18 protein-coding genes are annotated in these 22,621 nt (G+C 62.2%); 10 read left to right on the top strand and 8 right to left on the bottom strand.

What is annotated here, in order from left to right:
* The first annotated feature begins 125 nt into the window (after positions 1 to 125).
* The 7 genes from B5G09_RS08420 to B5G09_RS08390 all read left to right on the top strand — a co-directional run bounded on the left by B5G09_RS08420 (position 126) and on the right by B5G09_RS08390 (position 10,212).
* Complete coding sequence (locus B5G09_RS08420) at positions 126 to 1,451, top strand: trigger factor (RefSeq protein WP_087404843.1); 1,326 nt, start codon at positions 126 to 128, stop codon at positions 1,449 to 1,451.
* Positions 1,452 to 1,775: 324 nt separating this feature from the next.
* Complete coding sequence (clpP, locus tag B5G09_RS08415; RefSeq protein ID WP_087310928.1) at positions 1,776 to 2,444, top strand: ATP-dependent Clp endopeptidase proteolytic subunit ClpP; 669 nt, start codon at positions 1,776 to 1,778, stop codon at positions 2,442 to 2,444.
* A gap of 5 nt (positions 2,445 to 2,449) precedes the next feature.
* Entirely contained in the window at positions 2,450 to 3,739 is a 1,290-nt protein-coding gene (clpX, locus tag B5G09_RS08410) for an ATP-dependent Clp protease ATP-binding subunit ClpX (RefSeq protein WP_087404842.1), read from the top strand.
* Between the two features lie 50 nt (positions 3,740 to 3,789).
* On the top strand, positions 3,790 to 5,823 hold the full coding sequence (locus tag B5G09_RS08405) for a transketolase (RefSeq protein ID WP_087404841.1): 2,034 nt from the start codon (positions 3,790 to 3,792) through the stop codon (positions 5,821 to 5,823).
* Between the two features lie 511 nt (positions 5,824 to 6,334).
* Positions 6,335 to 7,639 carry a methionine adenosyltransferase gene (metK, locus tag B5G09_RS08400; RefSeq protein WP_087404840.1) on the top strand — a complete coding sequence of 435 codons (1,305 nt, stop codon included), beginning with the start codon at positions 6,335 to 6,337 and terminating at the stop codon, positions 7,637 to 7,639.
* Positions 7,640 to 7,811: 172 nt separating this feature from the next.
* Complete coding sequence (locus B5G09_RS08395) at positions 7,812 to 9,284, top strand: trypsin-like peptidase domain-containing protein (protein ID WP_087404839.1); 1,473 nt, start codon at positions 7,812 to 7,814, stop codon at positions 9,282 to 9,284.
* A gap of 67 nt (positions 9,285 to 9,351) precedes the next feature.
* On the top strand, positions 9,352 to 10,212 hold the full coding sequence (locus B5G09_RS08390; RefSeq protein WP_087310933.1) for an RNA polymerase sigma factor RpoD/SigA: 861 nt from the start codon (positions 9,352 to 9,354) through the stop codon (positions 10,210 to 10,212).
* 469 nt (positions 10,213 to 10,681) lie between these two features.
* Here B5G09_RS08390 and ung read toward each other — a convergent pair whose 3' ends face one another.
* The gene (gene ung, locus B5G09_RS08385; RefSeq protein ID WP_087404838.1) at positions 10,682 to 11,344 is read right to left on the bottom strand and encodes a uracil-DNA glycosylase; all 663 of its coding nucleotides are present in this window, start codon (positions 11,342 to 11,344) and stop codon (positions 10,682 to 10,684) included.
* Between the two features lie 83 nt (positions 11,345 to 11,427).
* Here ung and B5G09_RS08380 point away from each other — a divergent pair, with 83 nt between their 5' ends.
* Complete coding sequence (locus B5G09_RS08380) at positions 11,428 to 12,522, top strand: alkaline phosphatase (protein WP_087404837.1); 1,095 nt, start codon at positions 11,428 to 11,430, stop codon at positions 12,520 to 12,522.
* Between the two features lie 45 nt (positions 12,523 to 12,567).
* On the opposite strand, the gene trmB is transcribed toward B5G09_RS08380, so the two are convergent.
* From trmB to B5G09_RS08345, 7 genes are all read right to left on the bottom strand, one after another.
* On the bottom strand, positions 12,568 to 13,320 hold the full coding sequence (gene trmB / locus B5G09_RS08375) for a tRNA (guanosine(46)-N7)-methyltransferase TrmB (RefSeq protein ID WP_087404836.1): 753 nt from the start codon (positions 13,318 to 13,320) through the stop codon (positions 12,568 to 12,570).
* A gap of 124 nt (positions 13,321 to 13,444) precedes the next feature.
* On the bottom strand, positions 13,445 to 13,894 hold the full coding sequence (locus B5G09_RS08370) for a hypothetical protein (RefSeq protein WP_241147613.1): 450 nt from the start codon (positions 13,892 to 13,894) through the stop codon (positions 13,445 to 13,447).
* A 36-nt stretch (positions 13,895 to 13,930) separates the two neighbouring features.
* A complete protein-coding gene (gene ricT, locus B5G09_RS08365) occupies positions 13,931 to 15,667 on the bottom strand; it encodes a regulatory iron-sulfur-containing complex subunit RicT (protein ID WP_087404834.1) in 1,737 nt (578 codons plus the stop codon).
* A gap of 48 nt (positions 15,668 to 15,715) precedes the next feature.
* Positions 15,716 to 17,077 (bottom strand): MATE family efflux transporter, encoded by a 1,362-nt coding sequence (locus B5G09_RS08360; protein ID WP_087310939.1) that lies wholly within the window; start codon positions 17,075 to 17,077, stop codon positions 15,716 to 15,718.
* Positions 17,078 to 17,351: 274 nt separating this feature from the next.
* Positions 17,352 to 19,802, bottom strand: a complete 2,451-nt coding sequence (locus tag B5G09_RS08355; RefSeq protein WP_087404833.1) for an ATP-dependent Clp protease ATP-binding subunit — start codon at positions 19,800 to 19,802, stop codon at positions 17,352 to 17,354.
* Between the two features lie 69 nt (positions 19,803 to 19,871).
* The gene (locus B5G09_RS08350; RefSeq protein ID WP_087404832.1) at positions 19,872 to 20,393 is read right to left on the bottom strand and encodes a metallophosphoesterase family protein; all 522 of its coding nucleotides are present in this window, start codon (positions 20,391 to 20,393) and stop codon (positions 19,872 to 19,874) included.
* Positions 20,394 to 20,426: 33 nt separating this feature from the next.
* Positions 20,427 to 21,704: a replication-associated recombination protein A gene (locus B5G09_RS08345; RefSeq protein WP_087404831.1), complete on the bottom strand. Its 1,278-nt coding sequence runs from the start codon at positions 21,702 to 21,704 to the stop codon at positions 20,427 to 20,429.
* Between the two features lie 87 nt (positions 21,705 to 21,791).
* Between B5G09_RS08345 and B5G09_RS08340 the strand changes: the two genes are divergently transcribed.
* Both B5G09_RS08340 and B5G09_RS08335 read left to right on the top strand, forming a co-directional pair.
* Positions 21,792 to 22,148, top strand: coding sequence for a CD225/dispanin family protein (locus B5G09_RS08340; RefSeq protein WP_087404830.1), 357 nt, complete (start codon positions 21,792 to 21,794; stop codon positions 22,146 to 22,148).
* A gap of 12 nt (positions 22,149 to 22,160) precedes the next feature.
* On the top strand, positions 22,161 to 22,544 hold the full coding sequence (locus B5G09_RS08335; protein ID WP_087404829.1) for a DUF2752 domain-containing protein: 384 nt from the start codon (positions 22,161 to 22,163) through the stop codon (positions 22,542 to 22,544).
* The last annotated feature ends 77 nt before the right edge of the window (positions 22,545 to 22,621 follow it).

Below are 22,621 nucleotides of genomic sequence, written 5' to 3'. Positions count from 1 at the left end.
AACCACAAATCATAATTTCACCTAATAATATGGAGCTATCTGTTGGGCGGATCGGAATAATTTCGTATCTTTGCCTCCCGATTCCGAGTGGAAAAACGCAAGAAATCAGATATAACAAACTCATTATGAAGATCGTAAGAGAACAACACGGCGAGAATAACTCGCTGATCCGCGTGACCGTCGGTCAGGACGATTACGGCCAGGAGGTCGAAAAGGCGCTGCGCGAGTATCGTCGCAAGGCCAATATTCCGGGATTCCGTCCCGGCATGGTCCCGATGGGCATCATCCGCAAGATGTACGGCAAGGGTGTCGTGGCCGAGCAGTCCTACCGCAAGGCCTCGAACTCCGTCTTCGAGTACCTCCAGAAGGAGGGCATCGACTACCTGGGCGACGTCATCCCCGCCGAGGAGCAGGGTGCCTTCGATTTCGAGAACAACACCGAATTCGAGTTCGTCTTCGAGATCGGTGAGGCTCCGGCCATCAACCTCGAGCTCTCGGACAAGGACAAGCTGACCTACCACTCGATCAAGATCGACAAGAAGATGCACGACGACTACCGTTCGAACTACCTGCGCCGCTACGGCCGTCTGGTCGACGCCGACGAGGTGACCTCGGACGAGGCCCTGACCGTGACGCTCGACAACGGCGACATGAACGTGGCCGATGCCTACGTGGGTCTGATCTCGATGACCGACGAGGAGCGCAAACCCTTCCTCGGCAAGAAGGTCGGCGACAAGATGAAGGTCAACATCAACGAACTCTACAAGACTCCGGCCCAGCGTGCCGCCTGCCTGCAGGTCAAGGAGCATGAGCTCGACGGCATCAACCCCGAGTTCGAGATGGAGATCACCAAGATCCGCCGCTTCGCCGAGCCCGAACTCAACGAGGAGTTCTTCAAGATGGCCTTCCCGCAGGGCAACGTCACCTCGGAGGCCGAGTTCGACAAGTACCTCGACGCTCAGATCGAGAGCGAACTGCGTCGTGAGAGCGACTACCTCTTCACGTTGCAGCTGCGCGACTACCTCCTGAAGAAGGCCGATCTGAAGATGCCGGTTCCGTTCCTCAAGCGCTGGCTCTATACGATCAACGAGGGCAAGTTCACGATGGAGGAGATCGAGAAGGACTTCGATCAGTTCCTGAAGATGTTCACCTGGAACTATCTGCAGAAGCACTTCATCAAGGCCGACAACCTCACCGTGACGAAGGAGGAGGCTACGGCCGAGGCCAAGGCGCTGGCTGCCGCCCAGTTCGCGCAGTACGGCATGCCGTCGGCACCGGATGACATGCTGGCCGGATATGCCGAGAAGATCCTCGCCGACAAGGATCAGGGTCAGAAGATCTACGAGAAGCTCTACGAGACGAAGGTCGTCGACGACATCAAGTCGAAGATCAAGGTGACGGAAAAGGCCGTTTCCGCAGAGGATTTCGCCAAATTGGCAAAGGAGCTTTAGGATTCGCGGATTTTTGATTATCTTTGGACTTTGCAGGCGCGATGTTTGCAAAGTCCTTTTTTATGCGGGGGGGGCCGAGAGAGTCGGGCCGGGCGTTGTGAACGGCGGCCGGGTGCTGGAAAGGACCGGACGTTGTGAGTGCCGGTTGGTGTGAAGGAGCTAGCCGGGTGCTGTGAACGGCGGCGGGAATGCTGGGAAACGCTGCGGTCGGTCGGTTGCCGGATTCGGTGATTGACGCCGGACGCGGGCCCGCCCAAACGCGGATCCCGTAGGCAGATCCCCCTCTCCGCAAATGAGTGTTGAAAGGATAACGAATCGAAGAATATGTCTGAATTTGAAAAATATGCCCGGAAGCATTGCGGGATCAGCTCGCTGAAACTGCATGATTTCCAATCGGTCAGTGCGGCCTATGTCTCGCCGACGATCATCGAGGAACGCCAGTTGAATGTCGCCACCATGGACGTCTTTTCGCGTCTGATGATGGACCGCATTATCTTCCTCGGAGCACCGATTTACGACGATGCCGCCAATATCATCCAGGCCCAGCTGCTGTTCCTGGAGTCGGTCGACCCCGACAAGGATGTCCAGATCTACATCAATTCGCCCGGCGGTTCGGTCTCGGCCGGACTGGGTATCTACGATACGATGCAGCTCGTGTCCTGCGACGTGGGGACCATCTGCACGGGACTGGCCGCCTCGATGGGTGCCGTGCTGCTGACGGCCGGTGCCGCCGGCAAGCGCGCCGCGCTGCCCCATGCCCGGGTGATGATCCACCAGCCCCTCGGAGGCGCTCAGGGCCAGGCCTCCGACATCGAAATCACGGCTCGCGAAATCATGAAGACCAAACGCGAGCTCTACGAGATCCTCGCGGCCCATTCCGGCGTCTCGATCCGCAAGATCGAGAAGGACGCCGATCGTGACTACTGGCTTTCGGCCCCCGAGGCCAAGGAGTACGGACTGATCGATACCGTACTCTCCAAACGTGAGAAGTAACCTCCATGGCACAGAATCGCAACAACAACAAAACCGACAATACGAAGAACGGCGGCGACAGCTGTTCGTTCTGCGGCGCCAAACGCTCCGAGGTGGAGATCATGTTCCAGGGCATGGACGGCGCCAACATCTGCAATAAGTGCATCGAGAACGGCTACCGCATCCTGCTCGACAACGACATGGTCGCCGCAGAGGGGCGCAAGGGTCGTTCGAAGGCTGCTCCCCTGAAGAAGGAGGAGCTGCTCAAACCCGCCCAGATCAAGGAGTTCCTCGATCAGTACGTCATCGGGCAGGACGCCGCCAAGCGCTACCTCTCGGTGGCGGTATACAACCACTACAAGCGGCTGCTCTACGCCCCGAAGGAGAACGACGTCGAACTCGACAAGTCGAACATCGTGCTGGCGGGCCCGACGGGTACGGGAAAGACCCTGATGGCCCGCACGATCGCCAAACTGCTGAAGGTCCCCTTCACGATCGTCGACGCCACGGTGCTCACCGAGGCCGGTTACGTGGGTGAGGATGTCGAGAGCATCCTCTCGCGGCTGCTGCAGGTGGCCGACTACGACGTCGAGCAGGCCCAGCGCGGCATCGTCTTCATCGACGAGATCGACAAGATCGCCCGCAAGGGGGACAACCCCTCGATCACGCGCGACGTCTCGGGCGAGGGTGTGCAGCAGGCCCTGCTGAAGATCCTCGAGGGTACGGTGGTCAACGTTCCGCCCCAGGGCGGGCGCAAGCACCCCGAACAGAAGTTCATCCAGGTCGACACGCGCAACATCCTCTTCATCTGCGGCGGTGCGTTCGACGGCATCGAGAAGAAGATCGCCCAGCGGCTCAACACGCGGGCAATGGGCTACGGCCGCATCAATGCCGACCCGATCGACCGCTCGAACCTCATGCAGTACATCACGCCGCAGGATCTGAAGTCGTTCGGACTGATCCCCGAACTGGTGGGGCGTCTGCCGGTGCTGACCTACATGCAGCCGCTGGGACGCGACGCCCTGCGTTCGATCCTCACCGAACCGCGCAATGCCATCATCAAGCAGTACGTGCGGTTGTTTGAGATGGACGGCGTGAAACTGACCTTCACCGACGAGGCGCTCGACTACATCGTCGACAAGGCCGTGGAGTTCAAGCTCGGAGCCCGCGGTCTGCGGTCGATCTGCGAGGCGGTCATGATGGACACGATGTTCGAACTGCCGTCGACCGGCGCCAGGGAGTTCACCGTGACGCTCGACTACGCCCGCGAGAAGGTCGAGAAGGCCAATCTCCCGGTGCTGAAGCAGGTGGGGTGATCCTGCGTGCGATAACTACGACAACCAACGCTTAAATAACTGCAACAACAATGTCTACAACGAATTCAAAACTGACGCGCGTAGCCGACAACGTCCGTATTCTGTCGGCGGCGATGGTGGAAAAGGCGAAATCGGGACATCCGGGCGGAGCCATGGGCGGTGCCGACTTCATCACGGTGCTCTATGCCGAATTTCTGCGCTATGATCCCGACAACATGGCCTATCCGTTCCGGGACCGTTTCTTCCTTGATCCGGGCCACATGTCGCCGATGTTGTATGCGACGCTTTCGCTGGCGGGCCACTACTCGACCGAGGATCTGCAGTCGCTTCGGCAGTGGGGCAGCGTGACGCCGGGGCACCCCGAGGTCGACGTCCTGCGCGGAGTGGAGAATACGTCGGGTCCGCTCGGACAGGGTCATGCCATGGCCCTCGGAGCCGCCATTGCTGAACGCTTCCTGGCGGCGCGCTTCGGCGAGTGGATGGCCCACCGGACCTATGCCTATATCTCGGACGGCGCCGTCGAGGAGGAGATCTCGCAGGGCGTCGGCCGTATTGCCGGCCACCTCGGGCTCTCGAACCTGGTGATGTTCTACGATGCGAACAACATCCAGTTGTCGACGAAGGTCGACGAGGTCGACACGGAGAATGTGGCCATGAAGTACGAGGCCTGGGGCTGGAACGTCCTCTCGATCGACGGCCACAACATCAACCAGATCCGCGAGGCGCTGGTGGCAGCCCAGAGCGAGACCGAACGTCCGACGCTCATCATCGGCCATACGACGATGGGCAAGGGTGCCAGGGGGCCCGAGGGCGAGAGCTACGAAAACCGCGTCTCGACCCATGGCCAGCCGCTCAGCGCGGCCGGAGCCGATTTCGCCGCCACGGTGAAGAATCTGGGAGGCGATCCGGAGAACCCGTTCGCCGTCTTCGAGGAGAGCCGCGAGGTCTTCGCCGAGCGTCGCGAGGCGCTGCGGGCCTGGGCTGCCGAGCAGGCCGCCGTCGAGAAGTCGTGGCGCAGCGAACACCGGGAGCTGGCCCGCAAACTCGACGAATTTCTCTCGGGACGTCTGCCCGAGATCGACTACAAGCTGATCGAGGTGAAGCCCGACGTGGCGACGCGTGCCGCCTCGTCGTCGGTGCTGGGCGTCTATGCCGAGAAGATCGACAACATGATCGTCTCGTCGGCCGACCTCTCGAACTCGGACAAGACGGACGGCTATCTGAAGAAGACCAAGGCCTTCACGAAGGGCGACTTCACGGGCAAGTTCTTCCAGGCGGGCGTCTCGGAGCTGACGATGGCCTGCGTGATGAACGGCATGGCGCTGCACGGCGGCGTGATCCCCGTATGCGGCACCTTCTTCGTCTTCTCGGACTACATGAAGCCGGCCGTGCGCATGGCGGCGCTGATGCGTCTGCACGTGATCTACGTCTGGTCGCACGACTCGTTCCGTGTGGGTGAGGACGGTCCGACCCACCAGCCCGTCGAGCAGGAGGCCCAGATCCGTCTGATGGAACATCTGCGGAACCACGAGGGGAAACGTTCGATGGTCGTGTTGCGCCCGGCGGATGCCGAGGAGACGGTCATGGCCTGGAAACTGGCCGTCGAGGAGCACCGCCCGGTAGCGCTGGTCCTCTCGCGTCAGAACATCAAGAACCTGCCGACGCTGGGTGCCAGCCGCCGCGAAGAGGCCGCCCAGATCTCCAAGGGTGCCTACGTGGTGATGGATGCCGCCAAACCGGCCGCCGTGCTGATCGCCTCGGGTTCGGAGGTCTCGACGCTGGTCGAGGGTGCCGAACTGCTGGCTGAGGAGGGCATCGCCGTTCGGGTGGTTAGCGCTCCGAGCGAGGGGCTCTTCCGCGACCAGCCCCGGTCGTACCAGGAGACGGTGCTGCCTGCCGGACTGCCGCGCTACGGCATGACCTCGGGCCTGCCGGTGAACCTGCTGGGACTCGTCGGCGAGAAGGGCATGATCCACGGTCTGGACCACTTCGGATATTCGGCCCCCTACAAGGTGCTCGACGAGAAGTTCGGCTACAACGGCAAGACCGTAGCCGCCGAGGTGAAGAAGATGCTGGGCCGTTAGCCCGGGGCCGGGGGGGGGAAAAAAAAAAAGAAAAGGTGCCAGCTGGAGGAGCGCCGCAATTGGGAGCTACAGCCAGGGGCGCTGAAACCGGAGGAACACAACCGGAGTGCTGAAACCGGAGGAACACAACCGGAGTGCTGAAACCGGAGGAACACAACCGGAGTGCTGAAACCGGAGAATCGCAGCCGGGGTGCGGAAGCCGGAAGGCAGCAGCAACCCCTCCCCACCCGAAACAAGATACACAAGAGGAGAGGAGCCATCCTGAAGATGGCCCCTCTTTATATATAGGTGAGATGCCCGATTCTGCGGTTTTTTGAAAAAAATTCCCGAAAATCCATTGCCAATCCACGAAAAGCCCTTATCTTTGCGATCCCGTCTGTCAAGCGGGGAATGTGGAAAGATTTGACTGATTGCAAACCACAATAAAAAATCGCTAAAACAGCACGTTTTTTATTTTCCAACAGCCAATTTTTCCCATTTTAGACGTTTAACCTTAAAAAAACGGTTCAAAATGGGTTTTTTGTTTACATCGGAGTCCGTTTCGGAAGGACACCCCGATAAGGTCTCGGATCAGATTTCCGACGCCATTCTCGACGAATTTCTTCGTCACGATCCCAATTCGAAGGTCGCCTGCGAAACGCTCTGCACCACGGGCCTTGTGGTCGTTGCGGGTGAAGTGCGCTCGGAGGCCTATGTCGACGTGCAGGGCGTGGCCCGGCGCGTGATCGAACGCATCGGCTATACGAAGAGCGAATATCAGTTCGACTGCAACTCGTGCGGCGTGCTGTCGGCCATCCACGAACAGTCGTCCGACATCAACCAGGGTGTCGAGCGCGACGAGGAGTACGAGCAGGGGGCCGGCGATCAGGGCATCATGTTCGGCTACGCCTGCAACGAGACGCGCGAGATGATGCCGGCGACGCTGATCCTTTCGCACGTCATCCTGAAGGAGCTGGCCGTTATCCGCCGCGAAGGCAAGGTGATGACCTATCTGCGCCCCGATTCGAAGTCGCAGGTGACGATCGAGTACGACGAGCGGACGAACAAGCCGCTGCGCGTCCACACGATCGTGGTCTCGACGCAGCACGACGAATTCATCCGCCCGGGCAACGGCCTGAGCGAGAAGGAGGCCGAGCGGCAGATGCAGGAGCGCATCCGCGAGGATGTGCGCACGATCCTCATTCCGCGTGTGAAGGCGCGTCTGGAGCGGGCCGAAGACAAACTGGCCGACCTGATCGGCGACGACTATATCCTGCACGTCAACCCGACGGGCAAGTTCGTCATCGGCGGCCCTCACGGGGATACGGGTCTGACGGGCCGCAAGATCATCGTCGATACCTACGGAGGCCGCGGTGCCCACGGCGGAGGCGCCTTCTCGGGCAAGGACTCCTCGAAGGTCGACCGTTCGGCCGCCTATGCCGCCCGCCACATCGCCAAGAATCTCGTGGCGGCAGGTGTGGCCGATGAGGTGCTCGTCGAGCTGAGCTACGCCATTGGCATCGCCGAGCCGCTGTCGATCTACGTCGACACCTACCACTCGCCGCGCCCGAAGGCCCTCGAGGGGATGACCGACGGCGAGATTGCTCGTCGCATCGGCCGCCTCTTCGACCTGCGTCCGGCTGCCATCGTGAAGCGTTTCGGTCTGAAGAACCCGATCTTCGAGGCGACGGCTTCGTACGGACACTTCGGCAACCGCCCCTACAAGAAGGTGGTGAAAGTCTGGGAGAAGGGCCGCGAAGTGGAGCGCGAAATCGAGTTCTTCGGCTGGGAGAAGCTCGACGCCGTGGAGGCCATCCGCAAGGAGTTCGGGCTCTAGTGCACGAAATTTGCGACAATCGGGACATTCCGCGGGAATGTCCCGATTTTTTTGTGTGAAATGGCATACTAACCCGACAATTCCGACCGTTTATCCCACAAAAGAAATTCAGAACAAAGCCTATGCGGTAAAAATTGCCTCCGAAAGTTAGACACTAAACTCTTGAACAACTATGAAAAAGGCATTTTTGATTTTGGGACTTGTTGCCGTGTCGGCCGCAGCCGGCGGTCTGACAGCCTGGGCCGTGAGCGGAAAGCAGAACGGTTCGGTGGCATACGTCGAGCACCAGGTCGAGCGTACGCCGGCGCTGGGCAACCACTTTACCTCTTACCAGAATGAACAATATCCCGACCTGACCTATGCCGCCGAGAATGCGGTCAAGGCGGTCGTAAACATCGAGGCCATCCAGCAGGTGGAGATGCCGCGCCGGGGGTATGACCCCTTCCTGGAGTTCTTCGGCATCCCGCAGGATTACGGCGACGGCCGTCCGCAGTACCGCGAACAGCGGGCCGGCGGTTCGGGCGTCATCATCTCGGAGGACGGCTATATCGTGACGAACAACCACGTCGTCGACGGTGCCACGAAACTCCGCGTGAAACTCAACGACGGCCGCATGTTCGACGGCAAGCTCATCGGTACGGATTCGGCCACGGACCTGGCGCTGGTGAAGATCGAGGCCAACGATCTGCCGACGCTGCCCTTCGGGTCGTCCGATGCGCTGCGTCTGGGCGAGTGGGTGCTGGCCATCGGTTCGCCGTTCGACCTGCAGTCGACCATCACGGCCGGTATCGTGAGCGCCAAGGCGCGTCAGCTGGGGGCCATCCCCAACGATTTCCGCATCGAGTCGTTCATCCAGACCGACGCGGCGGTCAACCCCGGCAACTCGGGCGGTGCGCTGGTCAACACGCACGGTGAGCTGGTCGGCATCAACACGCTGATCAAGTCGCAGACGGGCAGCTACGTGGGTTATTCGTTCGCCATTCCGGAGTCGATCGTCCGCAAGGTGGTCGTCGACCTGAAGGAGTACGGCGTCGTACAGCGCGCCATGCTGGGCATTCAGTTCCGCATGGTGGATCAGGACTTCCTTGACTCGGAAGGCAAGGATCTGGGCATCAAGGAGCTTGGCGGCGCCTATGTGGCCAGTGTCTCGGAGGGCGGTTCGGCTTCGGAGGCCGGCATCCGCAAGGGCGACATCATTCTCGATATCGACGGGGTGAAGATCACCGAGCCCTCGACGCTCCAGGAGCAGATCGCCAAACGCCGACCCAACGATACGGTCAAATTATCGGTAAAAAGGGACGGCAAGGTGAAACAATTTGTGGTCACTTTACGTAATAAGGCTGGTAAAACGGAATTGATGACCAAAGAGGACGTCGACGTGGTCGAGGCCCTTGGCGGAAAGTTCGCCGATGCCGGGACGAAACTGTGCCGCGAACTCGATATTCGGGGCGGTGTACAGGTCGTCGGGATCAAGGCGAACGGGATTCTGGCCCGCGCCCGCGTCAAGCAGGGATTCGTGATTACCCACATCAACGATCAGGCGGTCTATTCGCTGAGCGACATGCAGCGCATGACCGACAAGATCCGTTCGATCGACGGTATCTATCCTAACGGCCGTTCGGCAAGCTACATGCTTGTCGAGTAGCCGGCGATTCGGAGGCGGGTTTCGTGTCGAATGGAACGGAAACATTTTAGGAAGTTAGGATAAAGATATGCGTCAACTCAAGATTACAAAGTCCATCACCAACCGCGAGAGCGCCTCGCTGGACAAATATCTCCAGGAGATCGGCAAGGAGGAGCTCATCACGGTGGAAGAGGAGGTGGAACTCGCCCAACGAATCAAGAAAGGCGATCAGGAGGCCCTCGAAAAACTGACCAAGGCGAATCTTCGCTTCGTGGTCTCGGTCGCCAAACAATACCAGAACCAGGGGCTGAGCCTTCCGGACCTGATCAACGAGGGTAACCTCGGTCTGATCAAGGCCGCCGAGAAGTTCGATGAAACCCGTGGCTTCAAGTTCATCTCCTATGCGGTGTGGTGGATTCGTCAGTCGATTCTCCAGGCTTTGGCCGAGCAGTCGCGTATCGTGCGTCTGCCGCTGAACCAGGTCGGCTCGCTCAACAAGATCAACAAGGCCTTCGCCCGCTTCGAGCAGGAGCACGAGCGTACGCCGTCGCCCGAGGAGCTGGCCACGGAGCTCGAACTCCCGAAGGAGAAGGTGACCGATACGCTGCGGGTGGCCGGACGCCACGTCTCGGTGGATGCACCGTTTGCCGACGGCGAGGACAACTCGCTGCTCGACGTGCTGGTCAACCCCGATTCGCCCAACGCCGACCGCGGACTGATCAACGAGTCGCTGTCGACCGAGGTCGAGCGGGCGCTCGAAACCCTGACCGAACGCGAACGCGATATCATCAAGTACTTCTTCGGCATCGGCTGCTCGGAGATGACCCTCGAGGAGATCGGCGAGAAGTTCGACCTGACGCGTGAGCGTGTGCGTCAGATCAAGGAGAAGGCGATTCGCCGTCTGCGTCACTCGTCGCGCTCGAAGCTGCTGAAATCCTATCTGGGATAGAGGGGCCGGAGAGGGCCGAGGAGGGGCTGGAACCGGAACGGAAGGGGGCGGAACCAGACCGGAGCCGTGGCTGGAACCGGACCAGTGAAGGGTCGGAATCAGACCGGAGAGGGCTGAAGCCAGACCGGAAAGGGACCGAAACCAGACCGGTTAAAGGTTGGAACCGGACCAGTGAGGGGTTGGAACCAGGCCGGAGAGGGCGCAGGACTGAAAGGGTCGGTGCCTTAGAACCGGAAACAGAAAACATGAAAAACCGGAGGCTATAAAACCTCCGGTTTTTTTGTGTCGTTATGTGTCGGGCCGGTGTTGCTCCGGGGAACGGCGGTGTTCCGGAGGGTATCGGCAGTACTCTGGGGTCGGTGATGCTTCGGAGCGGCGGTGTTCCGGGGTGCCCCCCCCCTTGCTTCGCCCTCCCCCATCTCCGGATAACCTTGCAGGGCCGGAGCACGGGGCGGCGTGTTTGTGGCGCCTACCAGTCTATGGGCTCCTTGCCCTGGCTACGGAGGTAGTTGTTGGCCTGCGAGAAGTGGTGGCAGCCGAAGAATCCCCGGTAGACCGAGAGCGGCGAAGGATGCGGCGCCTTCAGAATGAGGTTGCGCGAGGGGTCGGCAATGGCCCCCTTGCGCTGGGCGTAGCTGCCCCAGAGCATGTAGACGATCCCCTGTTTGCGCTCGGCGATGGCCCTCACGACGGCGTCGGTGAAGGTCTCCCAGCCGCGTCCGGCGTGCGAGGCGGCTTCGTGGGCCCGGACCGTCAGTACGGAGTTCAGCAGCAGGACGCCCTGTTCGGCCCAGCGGTCGAGATTGCCGCTTGCGGGGATCGGACGTCCGGTGTCGTCGGAGACCTCCTTGAAGATGTTCTGCAGCGAGGGCGGAAAGGGAATGCCGTCCGAGACCGAGAAGCAGAGCCCGTTGGCCTGTCCCGGGCCGTGATAGGGGTCCTGGCCGATGATGACGACCTTCAGTCGCTCGAACGGGCATTTGTCGAAGGCGCGGAAGATGTTGCTGCCCCGCGGGAAGATGCGGTGCGTGGCGTATTCCTGACGCACGAAGTCGGTGAGTTGGGCGAAGTAGGGCTTTTCGAACTCCGGAGCGAGGAGTTCTTTCCAGTCCGGGGCAATCTTTACATCCATGTTACAAGGTGGTTAAACTCGTGTAAAGGTAGTAAAAAGTTCGCGAAAAGGGCTTATCTTCGCTCCGAATTCAAGCATGAAGGATGAAAATGAGGGGATGGATTCTTTTCGCGATGCTCGTCGCGATGACGACGGTCCGGGGCTCGGAACCTGGTGAGGTGCGCAGTCTGATTCTGATGATCGGCGACGGCATGGGGCTGGCTCAGGTCTCGATGCTGCAGCTGGAACAGGGCGATACGCTGACGTCGTTCGATCGGGCGCAGGGGGTGGCACTGATCCGCACCCGTTCGGCCAACAGCCGGGTGACCGATTCGGCGGCGGCCGCCACAGCCCTCTCGTCGGCCTCGAAGACCGGCAACGGCATGTTGGGTGTCGATCTGCAGGGTCATCCCCTGCGGTCGATGATGACTCGGGCCCGTGAGGCAGGGATGCCCACGGGCATTGCCGTGACCTGCTATCTGCAACACGCGACTCCGGCGGCCTTCTATGCCCATGTGCCGGATCGCAACGATACCCGATCCATTACCCGTGATCTGTTGGCGAGTGGCGTCGACGTGCTGTTCGGGGGCGGCCGCAAGTGGCTTGCGGAGGAGTGTCCCGAGGGCGGCAGCGGTCTGGACGCCCTTCGCCGGCGCGGGTATTTTGTCGCCGGTTCGCTCGCGGAAGCCGATACCGTGACGCAGGGCCGCCTCTTGTGCGTGGCGGCCGACGAGCACCTGGCTCCGGCCCTTGGGCGCGGTGATTTCCTGCCCCGGGCGACGCGCAAGGCCCTCGAACTGCTCGATCGCGAGGCGGCACGGCGCGGAACGGGTTTTCTGCTGATGGTCGAGGGCTCGCAGATCGACCTGGCCGGGCATGCCGGTGATATTGCGTGGATGCAGGCCGAGATGCGTGATTTCGACCGGGCGGTGGCCGAGGCGATGGCCTATGCCGACCGCGTGCCGGGCGTATTGGTCGTCGTGACGGCCGATCACGAGACGGGGGGTCTTTCGATTCCGGCCCTCGAGGCGGACTTCACCCGGGCCGACAGCGGGATCGACTACCACCTCTCGACGCGCAACCATTCGGCCACGATGGTGCCCGTCTATCTCTACGGCACGGGGGCCGACCGTATTCACGGCGTGATGGACAACACCGAACTCTCGCGGCGGATCATGGAGCTGCTCGGCCTGCAGTAGCCGGGGCCGGAGGGACCTTCTGTCGGGATTGAAAAAGGGCCGGACTCAACGTCCGGCCTTTCGGGCCTCTTCGGCATCCTTTTCGAGTTTTTCGTCCTCCTCCCAGTCGAACCAGGGGAAGTCGCGGCGTCCGTCGAGGCGGAATCGCGTGTAGGTGATCGGCAGCCCCATACCGAGGAAACGCTCCTCGTAGGCGGTCTTCACCGAGAGCACCTCGTCGGCATATCCCGAACCGTAGATGTCCGGCTCGGAGACTTCGCACGGAAGGCCGAAGCGCCGGATCACTTCGTTCGTATAGGCGTAGAGGTGTTGCGAGTCGGTCTTGAGGTTGATGGCACCGTCGGGACGCAGCATCCGGGCGTAATACTCCAGAAAGAGCGGCGAGGTGAGGCGTTTCTTGGCGCGGCGCGTCTTGAGCTGCGGATCGGGGAAGGTGATCCAGAGTTCGGAGACCTCGTTTTCGGCGAAGAGTCCGTTGATGAATTCGATCCGCGTGCGGAGGAATCCGACGTTGGACATGCCGCGCTCGGTGGCGGTCTTCGCCCCGCGCCACATGCGGGCACCCTTGATGTCGATGCCGATGTAGTTGCGTGCGGGGTCGCGTTCGGCCAGTGCGACGGTATATTCACCCTTTCCGCACCCGAGTTCGAGGACAATCGGGTGGTCGTTGTGGAAGAAATCGCGGTTCCAATGCCCCTTCAGCGGGTGGTCGTGGCGGAAGACCTCTTCGAATTCGGGTTGTACGAAGCAGGCAAAGGTGAGGTTCTCGCTGAAGCGGCGGAGTTTGTCTTTTCCCATGTGGTCGTGTTGCTGATCGTGTGAATGGTTTTCCTGGGGTCTTGGTGTTTCTGGTTTTTGGGGGACGCAGGGCTTCCGGTCAGCCTGTTGGCCCCATCGGGCTTGCCCCCCCCCTCGGACCGGGTCAGCGGCTCTCCGAGAGCTGGATCCCGATGGCCTCCACCCCGCGGACGGGACGGATCGGCGTGATGCGGAAGCGATACTCGCCCGTACGTCCGAGCCGGATCCGGTGACGGTAGGGGACGAGGTATTCGCGCATCAGGGCTGCGGGTCCGTTCGTACGGGTGAGAGCCAGCAGAAAGGACTCCTCGAAGCGGAGCGAATCGGGCGAGAGCGCAGCGATGCGCACCGTGAGGGTATCCTCCGTGAAGCGGTCGTTGCAGCGTAGAAAGAGCGCCGCATCGCGCAGCATCACCGTATCGACATTTTCCAGCCGGATTTCGGCCGGAGCCTCCCAGCGCCGCGGCGAGACATCCGCGGCTGCCGTCTGACAGGGTGACGAGCAACCTGTGGCTCCCGCCAGCAGGAGCCCGAGTGTCAGCATCGCCGTAATCTGTTGCAATCGTCCGTTCACCTTTCTCCCGTCCCGGCAGCTGCCGGGTGTTTTTCTCTATTCGTTGGAACTGTTGACCGGGGCCGTACCTCCGCCATTGGTCTTGCTGCCGTTGGCTTCGCCGTTGCCGCCATCCTGGCCGTTCTGGCCGCCCCGGCGATGGTTGCGGCGATGGTTGCGTCCCTCTTCACGGCGTCCTTCGCGGTTGCCGTTGTTGTTGGCGTTGGCGTTGGCGGCGTCTCCTCCGTTGGCCGGCCGTGCGCCGTTCTCACGCGGCTCCCGGTTATCCTGACTCTCTCGGTTATCTTGGTGGTCTCCCCGGTTTCCCGGACCTCCCTGGTTCTCCTGTCGGTTGCCGCGATTTTCCCGATTGCCCCGGTTGCCGCGATTGTTGCGGCGGCCGTTCTCGGACCGCGGTGCCGAATGGCCGTCATTCGCGGAGGCGGCTCCGTTTGCCGGATTGGTCTCCTGCTCCTTCTGGCCGTTCGGGGTGTTCTCTCCGGCGTTCTGACCCTTGTTGTTGCGGTTCCGCGGGTTGCGGTGCTGGGCGTTTTCCGCCGATTGCTCCCGGGCGGCTTCGTCACCCTGTTCCGACGTCCCGGCCGGTTGCTGGGCCCGGGCCGTCCGGCCGTTCTGACCGTTCGGATTGTTGCGGTTCTTGTTTTTGCCTCCGCGTTTGCGGCGTTTGGCCTGGTCGAAACGCGTGATGCTGTCCTCCTCCGAACGGTAGGTCGGCTCCTCCTCGGTCGGGCGGATATCGTCGGCATGCTGCAGCCGTTCGGCCTTCTTGCCCTGCCGGTTCAGCGCCAGAATCTCCTTCACGCGCGAAACGGGCAGCGTCGTGAGGTTCGACATCGTCTCCTTCGACGAGGAGAAGGTCATCGTTCCGGCCAGCACGTCGCTCTTGACGAGGAACCATTCGCCCTCTTCGGTCTGGAGCGGTTCGCGCAGCCGCGGGAACTCCTTCCGCGCATCGACGTAGGCGTCGTATTCGTTCATCATGCAGCACTTGAGTTTCGAGCACTGCCCGGCCAGCTTCTGCGGATTGAGCGAGATGTCCTGCACGCGGGCCGCACCGGTCGTCACGCTCGAGAAGGTCGACATCCACGACGCGCAGCACAACTCACGGCCGCAGGCTCCCAGACCGCCGATGCGGCCGGCCTCCTGACGGGCGCCGATCTGCTTCATCTCGATGCGGATGTGGAATCGCTCGGCGAAGACCTTGATCAGTTCGCGGAAGTCGACCCGCTCGTCGGCGATGTAGTAGAAGATGGCCTTGATCTTGTCGCCCTGGTACTCGACGTCGCCGATCTTCATGTTCAGCCCCATGTCGGCGGCGATCTGACGCGAGGCGATCATCGTTTCGTGTTCGAGGGCGATGGCCTCCTGCCAGCGTTCGATGTCGTAGGGTTTGGCCTTGCGGTAGATCTTCTTGTACTCGCCGTTGTAGGGGTTGAAGCCGATGCGTCGCATCTGCCGGGCCACCAGGTCGCCCGTCAGCGAGACGATTCCGATGTCGTGGCCGGGCGAGGCCTCGACGGCGACGATATCGCCGCGCTTGAGGTCCAGGTGGTTGACATTCTGATAGAACGACCGCCGGGTGTTCTTGAATCGCACCTCGACGATATCGGTCGGTTCGTTAACGGGATATTCGTCGAGCCAGGGGGTCTCGTGCAGTTTGAAGCAACCGTCGCAAAGCCGGACTTCGGGTTCGGCGCCGCAGTTGCAGAAGGCGCATCCGCGACCCACTTCGGGTTTGAAGGCGCCGGTATCATGTGGTTTTTCGATCTCCATTTCGGGTATAATTTGCGTAAAGATACGAAAAAAAATTGAATCCGCCGTCTAAACTTTTGCCGTTCGGAGTCGCCGCACGCTGTGGCGGATGCGCAGGATCATCAGCAGGGCGGCCGCCGAGAGCCCGAACGAGAAGCCCAGGAAGAGCCCCGAGGGGCCCATTCCGAGGGTGAATCCCAGCAGATAGCCCACCGGGAGGTTGAGCAGCCAGTACGACACGAAGGCGATGGGCATGATGATGCGCACGTCCTGGATACCGCGCAGAATGCCCACCGAGACATTCTGCAGACCGTCCGAGAGCTGGTACAGCGCCGCCAGCACGAGCAGTTGGGAGGTGATGGCGATGACCTCGGGATTCGAGGTGAAGAGCGTCGGGATGACATGCCGCAGCGAGATGAAGAGCACGGCGGCCAGGGCGTTCCAGGCCAGCACGAGGTGATACGAGGCCCGGGCGGCCAGCGAGAGTTCGCCGAAGTTGCGGGCGCCGTAGCAGTGGGAGACGCGGATCGTGGTGGCGGCGCCGATTGACATGACGATCATGAAGGCGCAGTTGCCGATGGTCATGGTGATCTGGTTGGCGCTGAGGGTCTGCTTGTCGAACCAGCCCATCATGATGCCCGTGCCGACGAAGGCCGATGATTCGAGGAACATCTGCAGCGAGATCGGGCCGCCCATGCGGAAGAGTTCGCCGATGCGCCGCAGCGAGAAGCCCCGCCACGAGAACCACCCGAAATACTGCCGGTAGCGGCTCCGGGCGCAGAAGTATCCGATCATGATCGCCATGCCGATCACGCGGGCCAGCAGGGTTCCCAGTCCGGCCCCTTCGGCCCCCATCTCGGGGAATCCCCAGTGGCCGTAGATGAATATCCAGTTGAAACCGATGTTGGCCACGTTGGCGACGATCGTGGCGTACATCTCGGCGCGGGTGTTCCCGACCCCTTCGAGGAACTGCTTGAAGGCGAAGAAGAGCATCACCGGCGGCATGCTCCAGACGAGCATCTTGTAGTAGGGGATGGCCATGTCGACCACGTCGGCCGGCTGGCGCATGTGGTAGAGCAGCGGGATGGCGGCATACTGGATGGCGGACATCGCCACCCCGAGCAAGCCGTAGAAGAGGATTCCGTTCTGCAGCAGGCGGGCCGAGTGGATGCGGTCGCCCTGTACGTAGCGCTCGCCCACGAGCGGGGTCATGCCCATGGCGATGCCGATCGAGGCGATGAAGAGGATGAAGAAGACCGAGCCGCCGAACGAGACGGCAGCCAGCGGCAGGGGGTCGTTGCCGCCGTAGCGGCCGACCATCAGATTGTCGGTGAACTGCGTGAGGATCTGTCCCAGCTGGGTCAGCACCACGGGCAGGGCCAGACGCAGATTCTGTCGGTATTGTTCCTTGTAGGTCGAAAAACGGTACATCATGCGGATCGTTTCGGAACGGCAAAGGTACAAAAATCTTTCCGAAAAGTGCACTGGGCCGCCCGGCTATTTGGCCGGGGCTTCCGTGGTTTCGGGCTCTTCGTCGCGGCGGTGTGTCGTTACCCGTCGGACAGCAGTTTGCCGGCGAGCTGTTCCGGAGGCTGGAGCAGTGATTCCCGCGGTGGGTGCGGACAAACGCAGGGCGGACGGATTCACAAAGAATCCGTCCGCCTTTTTCACAGATGCCGGGGAGGTCGTTCCGGCCGCCGCCGTGTCAGGCCACGCGCAGCCGGATGCCGTGCTGCTTGTCCGATTCGACGATCACGGTGCCGCCGGCCGGCAGTTTGCCGTCGACGATCAGCGTCGAAAGCGGCTCTTCGACCTCGTCGGTGAGGGTACGTTTCAGCGCCCTGGCTCCGTAGCGCGCCTCGTAGCCCATGCGGGCCAGGCGGCGTTTCGCACCGTCGGTGATGCGCAGCCGGTAGCCCAGCCGGCGGGTGCGGTCGAGCAGCTGCCGCAGCTCCAGATCGACGATGCGCTCCACGTCCTCGACCCCGAGCTGGCGGAAGACGACGATGTCGTCGATGCGGTTGAGAAACTCCGGCGAGAAGGTGCTTTCCAGCGCCTTGCGGTATTCGGACTGCGGGGTGCTGTCGACGGCCAGGTGCTTCGAAGGGGTGGCGAAACCCACCTGTGCGGAGCGGACGGCGGCGGTTCGCGATCCGACGTTCGAGGTCATGATCAGGATCGTGTTGCGGAAGTCGACCCGGCGTCCCGCACCGTCGGTCAGATGGCCCTCGTCGAAGATCTGCAGCAGGGCGTTGAAGACCTCGGGATGGGCCTTCTCGATCTCGTCGAAGAGCACCACGGCGTAGGGCTGCCGGCGGACGGCTTCGGTCAGCTGTCCGCCCTCGCCGTAGCCGACGTAGCCCGGAGGGGCCCCGATCAGCCGGGCGACGTTGTGCTTCTCGGCGTATTCGCTCATGTCGATGCGGATCAGCCCGCGGCGTTCGTCGAAGAGCCAGCGCGAAACCTCCTTGGCCAGCAGCGTCTTGCCCACGCCCGTGGGCCCGACGAAGAGAAAGACGCCGATCGGCCGCCGTTCGTCCTTCAGTCCGGTGCGCGAGCGGAGAATCGTCCGCGAGATGCGTTCGACGGCCTCCGGCTGGCCGATGACCCGGCGGGCGAGGTGGTCGCCCAGCTGTTGCAACCGGTGCTGCTCGCCGGTGGAGAGCCGTTCCGTGGGGATGCCCGTCATCGAGGCCACCACGGCGCGGATCTGCTCCTCGCCGATCTCGGCCGGATGCGTCTCGAGACGCTGCCGCCATGCGTTGCGGCTCTCGTCGATCTTCGTGCGCAGGGCCATTTCGCGCAGCCGCGCCGTGGCGGCCCGCTCGTAGACCAGTTCGCGAACCGCCTCGCGGTGTTCGCTGCGCGCCTGCTGCAGTTCGGCCTCCATGTGGCGCAGCTCTTCGGGCTGGGCGGCCGATGCGAGGTGGACGCGCGATCCGGCCTCGTCCAGCAGGTCGATGGCCTTGTCCGGGAAGTATCGGTCCGGGATGTAGCGGTCGGCCAGCTGCACGCACGCCTCAAGGGCCTCTTCGGTGTAGCGCACGCGGTGGTGGTGTTCGTAGTGCGGGGCGATGTGGTGCAGGATGCGCAGCGTCTGTTCGGGAGTCGTGGGCTCGACCATGACGCGCTGGAAGCGCCGTTCGAGGGCCGAATCGCTCTCGATGTCGGCGCGGTACTCGTCGAGTGTCGTGGCGCCGATGACGCGGATCTCGCCCCGGGCCAGTGCCGGTTTGAGGATGTTGGCCGTATCGAGGCTTCCCTGCGTGGCGCCGGCCCCGACGATCGTATGGATCTCGTCGATGAAGAGGATCGTGTCGTCGGCGCTGCGCAGCTCGTCGAGGAGCTGTTGCAGACGCTCCTCGAACTCGCCGCGGAACTTCGTTCCGGCGACCACGGCGGCGAGGTCCAGCGCGAAGAGCCGCTTGTCGGCAATCGTGTAGGGGACCTCGCCGCGCGCGATGCGCAGCGCCAGCCCCTCGACGATGGCACTTTTGCCCACGCCCGCCTCGCCGATCAGAATCGGATTGTTCTTCTTGCGGCGCGAGAGGATCTGCACGACGCGTTCGATTTCGGCGTCGCGTCCGATGACGGGGTCGATGCCTCCGTCGCGAGCCAGCCGGGTGAGGTCGGTGCCGAACTTGTCGAGCAGTGCGTTTTTCCCGGCCGGGCGGTTTTCCTCGTGGAAATTCAGCAGGTCGGCCACCGGAATTTCGAAGTGCAGGCCGTCGCCCGAGGCGAAGCGGCGGAGCCCCTCGGCGATGGTGGCGGCCGTGATGCCGTACATCTCCAGCACGCGGGCCGTGACGCTCGCACGCTCTTCGGCGATGCGTTGCAGGGCGTGGGCCGTGGAGATGCTCTTCACCTCGGGGAACGCTTCGAGCAGTTCGCGGGTGAAGTTGCGGTAGAACTCTTCGGGCGATCCGTCGTCGGGGCTGCCCGCTGCGTCGATTTCGCGTTCGATGCGCAGGCGTACCTGGTAGAGTTCCCAGTCCCTGAGACGGGCCGAAAGAAGTTGGTAGGCCAGGGACCCCTCCTCGCGCAGCAGTTCGAGCGTAAGTCGGTCCTTGAGCGAGCGGGTGATCTCGGCCTTGGTGGTGTTGAATGCCGCCCGGGCGATGATGCCCTCCAGCGTCTTTGAGATTTTCGGTTGCATGTTGCGTCGTCGTTAGAATTCGCATCACTAACGGCTGGACGCTTCTGTTTAGTATATGGCCGGAATCGTCTATTCGGACACCTCCGTGCTATCTGCCTGACGGCGGGGCCATTCGCCGACCTCCATGTCGTGCATTTCGCCGCCATCGATCTTCAGGCGGATGGCCGTGCGGACCCGGTGGAAGCCGCGTTCGCCGGCGGCCCCGGGGTTGACGGCCAGCATCTCGTAGACGGGGTCGTAGATCACCTTCAGGATGTGCGAGTGGCCGGCGATGAAGAGCTTCGGCCGCAGCGCCTGGATCCGGGCGACGGCCCGCGGATCGTAGTGGCGCGGATAGCCGCCGATGTGGGTCATCAGCACCCGCACCCCCTCGCATTCGAACGACTGGAAGAGCGGGTAGACGCGGCGGGTGATCCCGTCGTCGATGTTGCCGCTCACGGCGCGCAGGGGCTTGAACGCAGCGATGCGGTCGGCCAGCTCGAGCGAGCCGATGTCGCCGGCATGCCAGATTTCGTCGACATCCTTCAGAAATTCACGGAGCCGTTCGTCGAAGCATCCGTGCGTATCGGAGATGATTCCTATCTTTTTCATGAGGCGTGTGGTTTGCTTTCGGCCGGCACGTGCCTATTTGTATTTGTCCTTCCAGAGGCGGGCGATGCGTTCGGCGATCTTGGCCTCGGCGGCATTCTGTGTGTCGGGTTCGTAGAATTTCGTCCCCGCGAGCGATTCGGGCAGGAACTCCATCTCGGCGAAGTGCCCCTCGTAGTCGTGGGCGTACTTGTACCCCTCGGCATAGCCCGCCTGCTTCATCAGCCGCGTCGGGGCGTTGCGCAGGTGGAGCGGCACGGGACGGTTCGTCGTGTCGTGTTCGACCATCGCGAGGGCCTTGTTGATGGCCATGTAGGCCGAGTTGCTCTTGGCCGAGGTGGCCAGATAGATGGTCGTTTCGGCCAGTGTGATGCGGGCCTCGGGCATGCCGATCTTATGCACCGTGTCGAAGCAGGCGTTGGCCAGCAGCAGGGCGTTGGGATTGGCCAGCCCGATATCTTCGGAGGCGAGGATCACCAGCCGCCGGGCGATGAAGCGCGGCTCCTCACCGCCGGCCAGCATCCGCGCCAGGTAGTAGATGGCGGCGTTGGGGTCGCTGCCCCGGACGGACTTGATGAAGGCCGAGATGATGTCGTAGTGCTGTTCGCCGTTCTTATCGTAGAGGGCGATGTTCTCCTGGAGGCAGTCCTGCACGTATTGGTCGGTGATTGTCACCTTGCCGTCGGTGGCCCCCACCACGATGTCGAGAATGTTGAGCAGCTTGCGGGCATCGCCCCCCGAGAAGCGGAACAGCGCCGCGGTCTGCTGCACCTCGATCTGTCGTTCGCGCAGTTCGGTGTCCTTGGCCAGTGCGCGGTCGAGCAGTTTCTGCAGGTCGGCATCCTCCAGCGCCTTGAGGATGTAGACCTGACAGCGGCTCAGCAGCGGGGAGATCACCTCGAACGAGGGGTTTTCCGTAGTGGCGCCGATCAGCGTGACGATCCCCTGCTCGACGGCCCCGAGCAGCGAATCCTGCTGCGACTTGTTGAAGCGGTGGATCTCGTCGATGAAGAGGAACGGGGGCTGCTGGTCGAAGAACCGCTGCTTGCGGGCCGACTCGATCACCTCGCGGACCTCCTTGACGCCCGACGTGACGGCCGAAAGGGTGAAGAACGGGCGGTTGAGCTGCGAGGCGACGATCCGCGCCAGCGTGGTCTTCCCGACTCCGGGAGGCCCCCAGAGGATGAACGAGGGGACGTTTCCCGTCTCGAAGAATTTGCGGAAGACGCCCTTCGGACCCACGAGATGTTCCTGCCCGATGTACTCATCGAGGGTCTGCGGGCGCAGGCGTTCGGCTAAGGGGATATTCGGCATGATTCGACGCGTTTTGACGGATCAAAGATACGCAATTTCGAAAAAATACGTATATTTGTTTTGCTGAAACCAATTCATATGCCGCCTATGGAAATCTTGGATCCCAAACCGGCCGACGGGTCGACGACTCGCTCTTCGGCCTGCGAAACCGGTGCCGCCGCATCGGTTCAGAAGCCCGAAGCGAAGAAACCGGACAATTTCCTGCCGTGGGCCATTCTCAGCACGCTCTTCTGCTGCCTGCCCTTCGGAATCGTCGCCATCGTCTATTCGACGCAGGTCGACTCCTACTGGTTCTCGGGCAACCGTGAAGCGGCCTTCCGTTCGGCCAAACGGGCCCGGACCTGGACGTGGGTCTCGGTCGGGGTGGCCGTCGGCTGTTGGGTGATCTATCTGTTGCTGGCCGTCGTGCTGGGGCTGCTCTCCTGGTCGGCCGCCGGTCTCTGATGCTGCGGCTGCGTGTCCCGAAGATACCTTTGGATCGGGGTCCCGGTCCTGCTTGTCGGGGCCCTGCTGCTCTATTACGGCGTCGATCCCTCGCATGCGGACTGGCTGCCGCGCTGCTGGTTCCATGAGTGGACCGGCTGGCAGTGTCCGGCCTGCGGCGGACAGCGCGCCCTGCACAGCCTGCTGCACGGACAGGTGCGCGAGGCCCTCGGTTACAACCTCTTTCTGGTGGTGGCGGTTCCCTATCTTCTGCTTGTTGTCTGGACGTCGCTCGACAACGGTCGGGTGGCCCGGCGCTGGCGTCCCGTGGTGCAGCACCGGTGGCTTGCATGGGCCTATTGTCTGCTCTTCATGGTCTGGTGGGTGGTGCGCAACCTGCCGGGTGTCAAGCTGTAAATCCCGTCGTCCGGTGGGAGGTGGCGCACAATCCGCCGGCGGTCGGTCGGCAAACCATGAAGCGGGAGCCGAACATT

Source organism: Alistipes sp. An54, from assembly GCF_002159375.1.
In the GTDB taxonomy this organism is placed as follows: Bacteria; Bacteroidota; Bacteroidia; order Bacteroidales; family Rikenellaceae; genus Alistipes; species Alistipes megaguti.
The sequence above is the reverse complement of the archived record's forward strand: the minus strand, read 5'-3'. Positions and strand labels throughout refer to the sequence as shown.

What these genes read in the sequence shown, in the direction of transcription:
- clpP (WP_087310928.1), top strand. Translation starts at nt 1,776, where the DNA reads ATGTCTGAATTTGAAAAATATGCCCGGAAGCATTGCGGGATCAGCTCG.
- B5G09_RS08340 (WP_087404830.1), top strand. Translation starts at nt 21,792, where the DNA reads ATGGAAATCTTGGATCCCAAACCGGCCGACGGGTCGACGACTCGCTCT.
- B5G09_RS08420 (WP_087404843.1), top strand. Translation starts at nt 126, where the DNA reads ATGAAGATCGTAAGAGAACAACACGGCGAGAATAACTCGCTGATCCGC.
- B5G09_RS08380 (WP_087404837.1), top strand. Translation starts at nt 11,428, where the DNA reads ATGAAAATGAGGGGATGGATTCTTTTCGCGATGCTCGTCGCGATGACG.
- B5G09_RS08395 (WP_087404839.1), top strand. Translation starts at nt 7,812, where the DNA reads ATGAAAAAGGCATTTTTGATTTTGGGACTTGTTGCCGTGTCGGCCGCA.
- B5G09_RS08350 (WP_087404832.1), bottom strand. Translation starts at nt 20,393, where the DNA reads ATGAAAAAGATAGGAATCATCTCCGATACGCACGGATGCTTCGACGAA.
- B5G09_RS08355 (WP_087404833.1), bottom strand. Translation starts at nt 19,802, where the DNA reads ATGCAACCGAAAATCTCAAAGACGCTGGAGGGCATCATCGCCCGGGCG.
- ricT (WP_087404834.1), bottom strand. Translation starts at nt 15,667, where the DNA reads ATGGAGATCGAAAAACCACATGATACCGGCGCCTTCAAACCCGAAGTG.
- metK (WP_087404840.1), top strand. Translation starts at nt 6,335, where the DNA reads ATGGGTTTTTTGTTTACATCGGAGTCCGTTTCGGAAGGACACCCCGAT.
- ung (WP_087404838.1), bottom strand. Translation starts at nt 11,344, where the DNA reads ATGGATGTAAAGATTGCCCCGGACTGGAAAGAACTCCTCGCTCCGGAG.
- clpX (WP_087404842.1), top strand. Translation starts at nt 2,450, where the DNA reads ATGGCACAGAATCGCAACAACAACAAAACCGACAATACGAAGAACGGC.
- B5G09_RS08345 (WP_087404831.1), bottom strand. Translation starts at nt 21,704, where the DNA reads ATGCCGAATATCCCCTTAGCCGAACGCCTGCGCCCGCAGACCCTCGAT.
- B5G09_RS08360 (WP_087310939.1), bottom strand. Translation starts at nt 17,077, where the DNA reads ATGTACCGTTTTTCGACCTACAAGGAACAATACCGACAGAATCTGCGT.
- B5G09_RS08405 (WP_087404841.1), top strand. Translation starts at nt 3,790, where the DNA reads ATGTCTACAACGAATTCAAAACTGACGCGCGTAGCCGACAACGTCCGT.
- trmB (WP_087404836.1), bottom strand. Translation starts at nt 13,320, where the DNA reads ATGGGAAAAGACAAACTCCGCCGCTTCAGCGAGAACCTCACCTTTGCC.
- B5G09_RS08390 (WP_087310933.1), top strand. Translation starts at nt 9,352, where the DNA reads ATGCGTCAACTCAAGATTACAAAGTCCATCACCAACCGCGAGAGCGCC.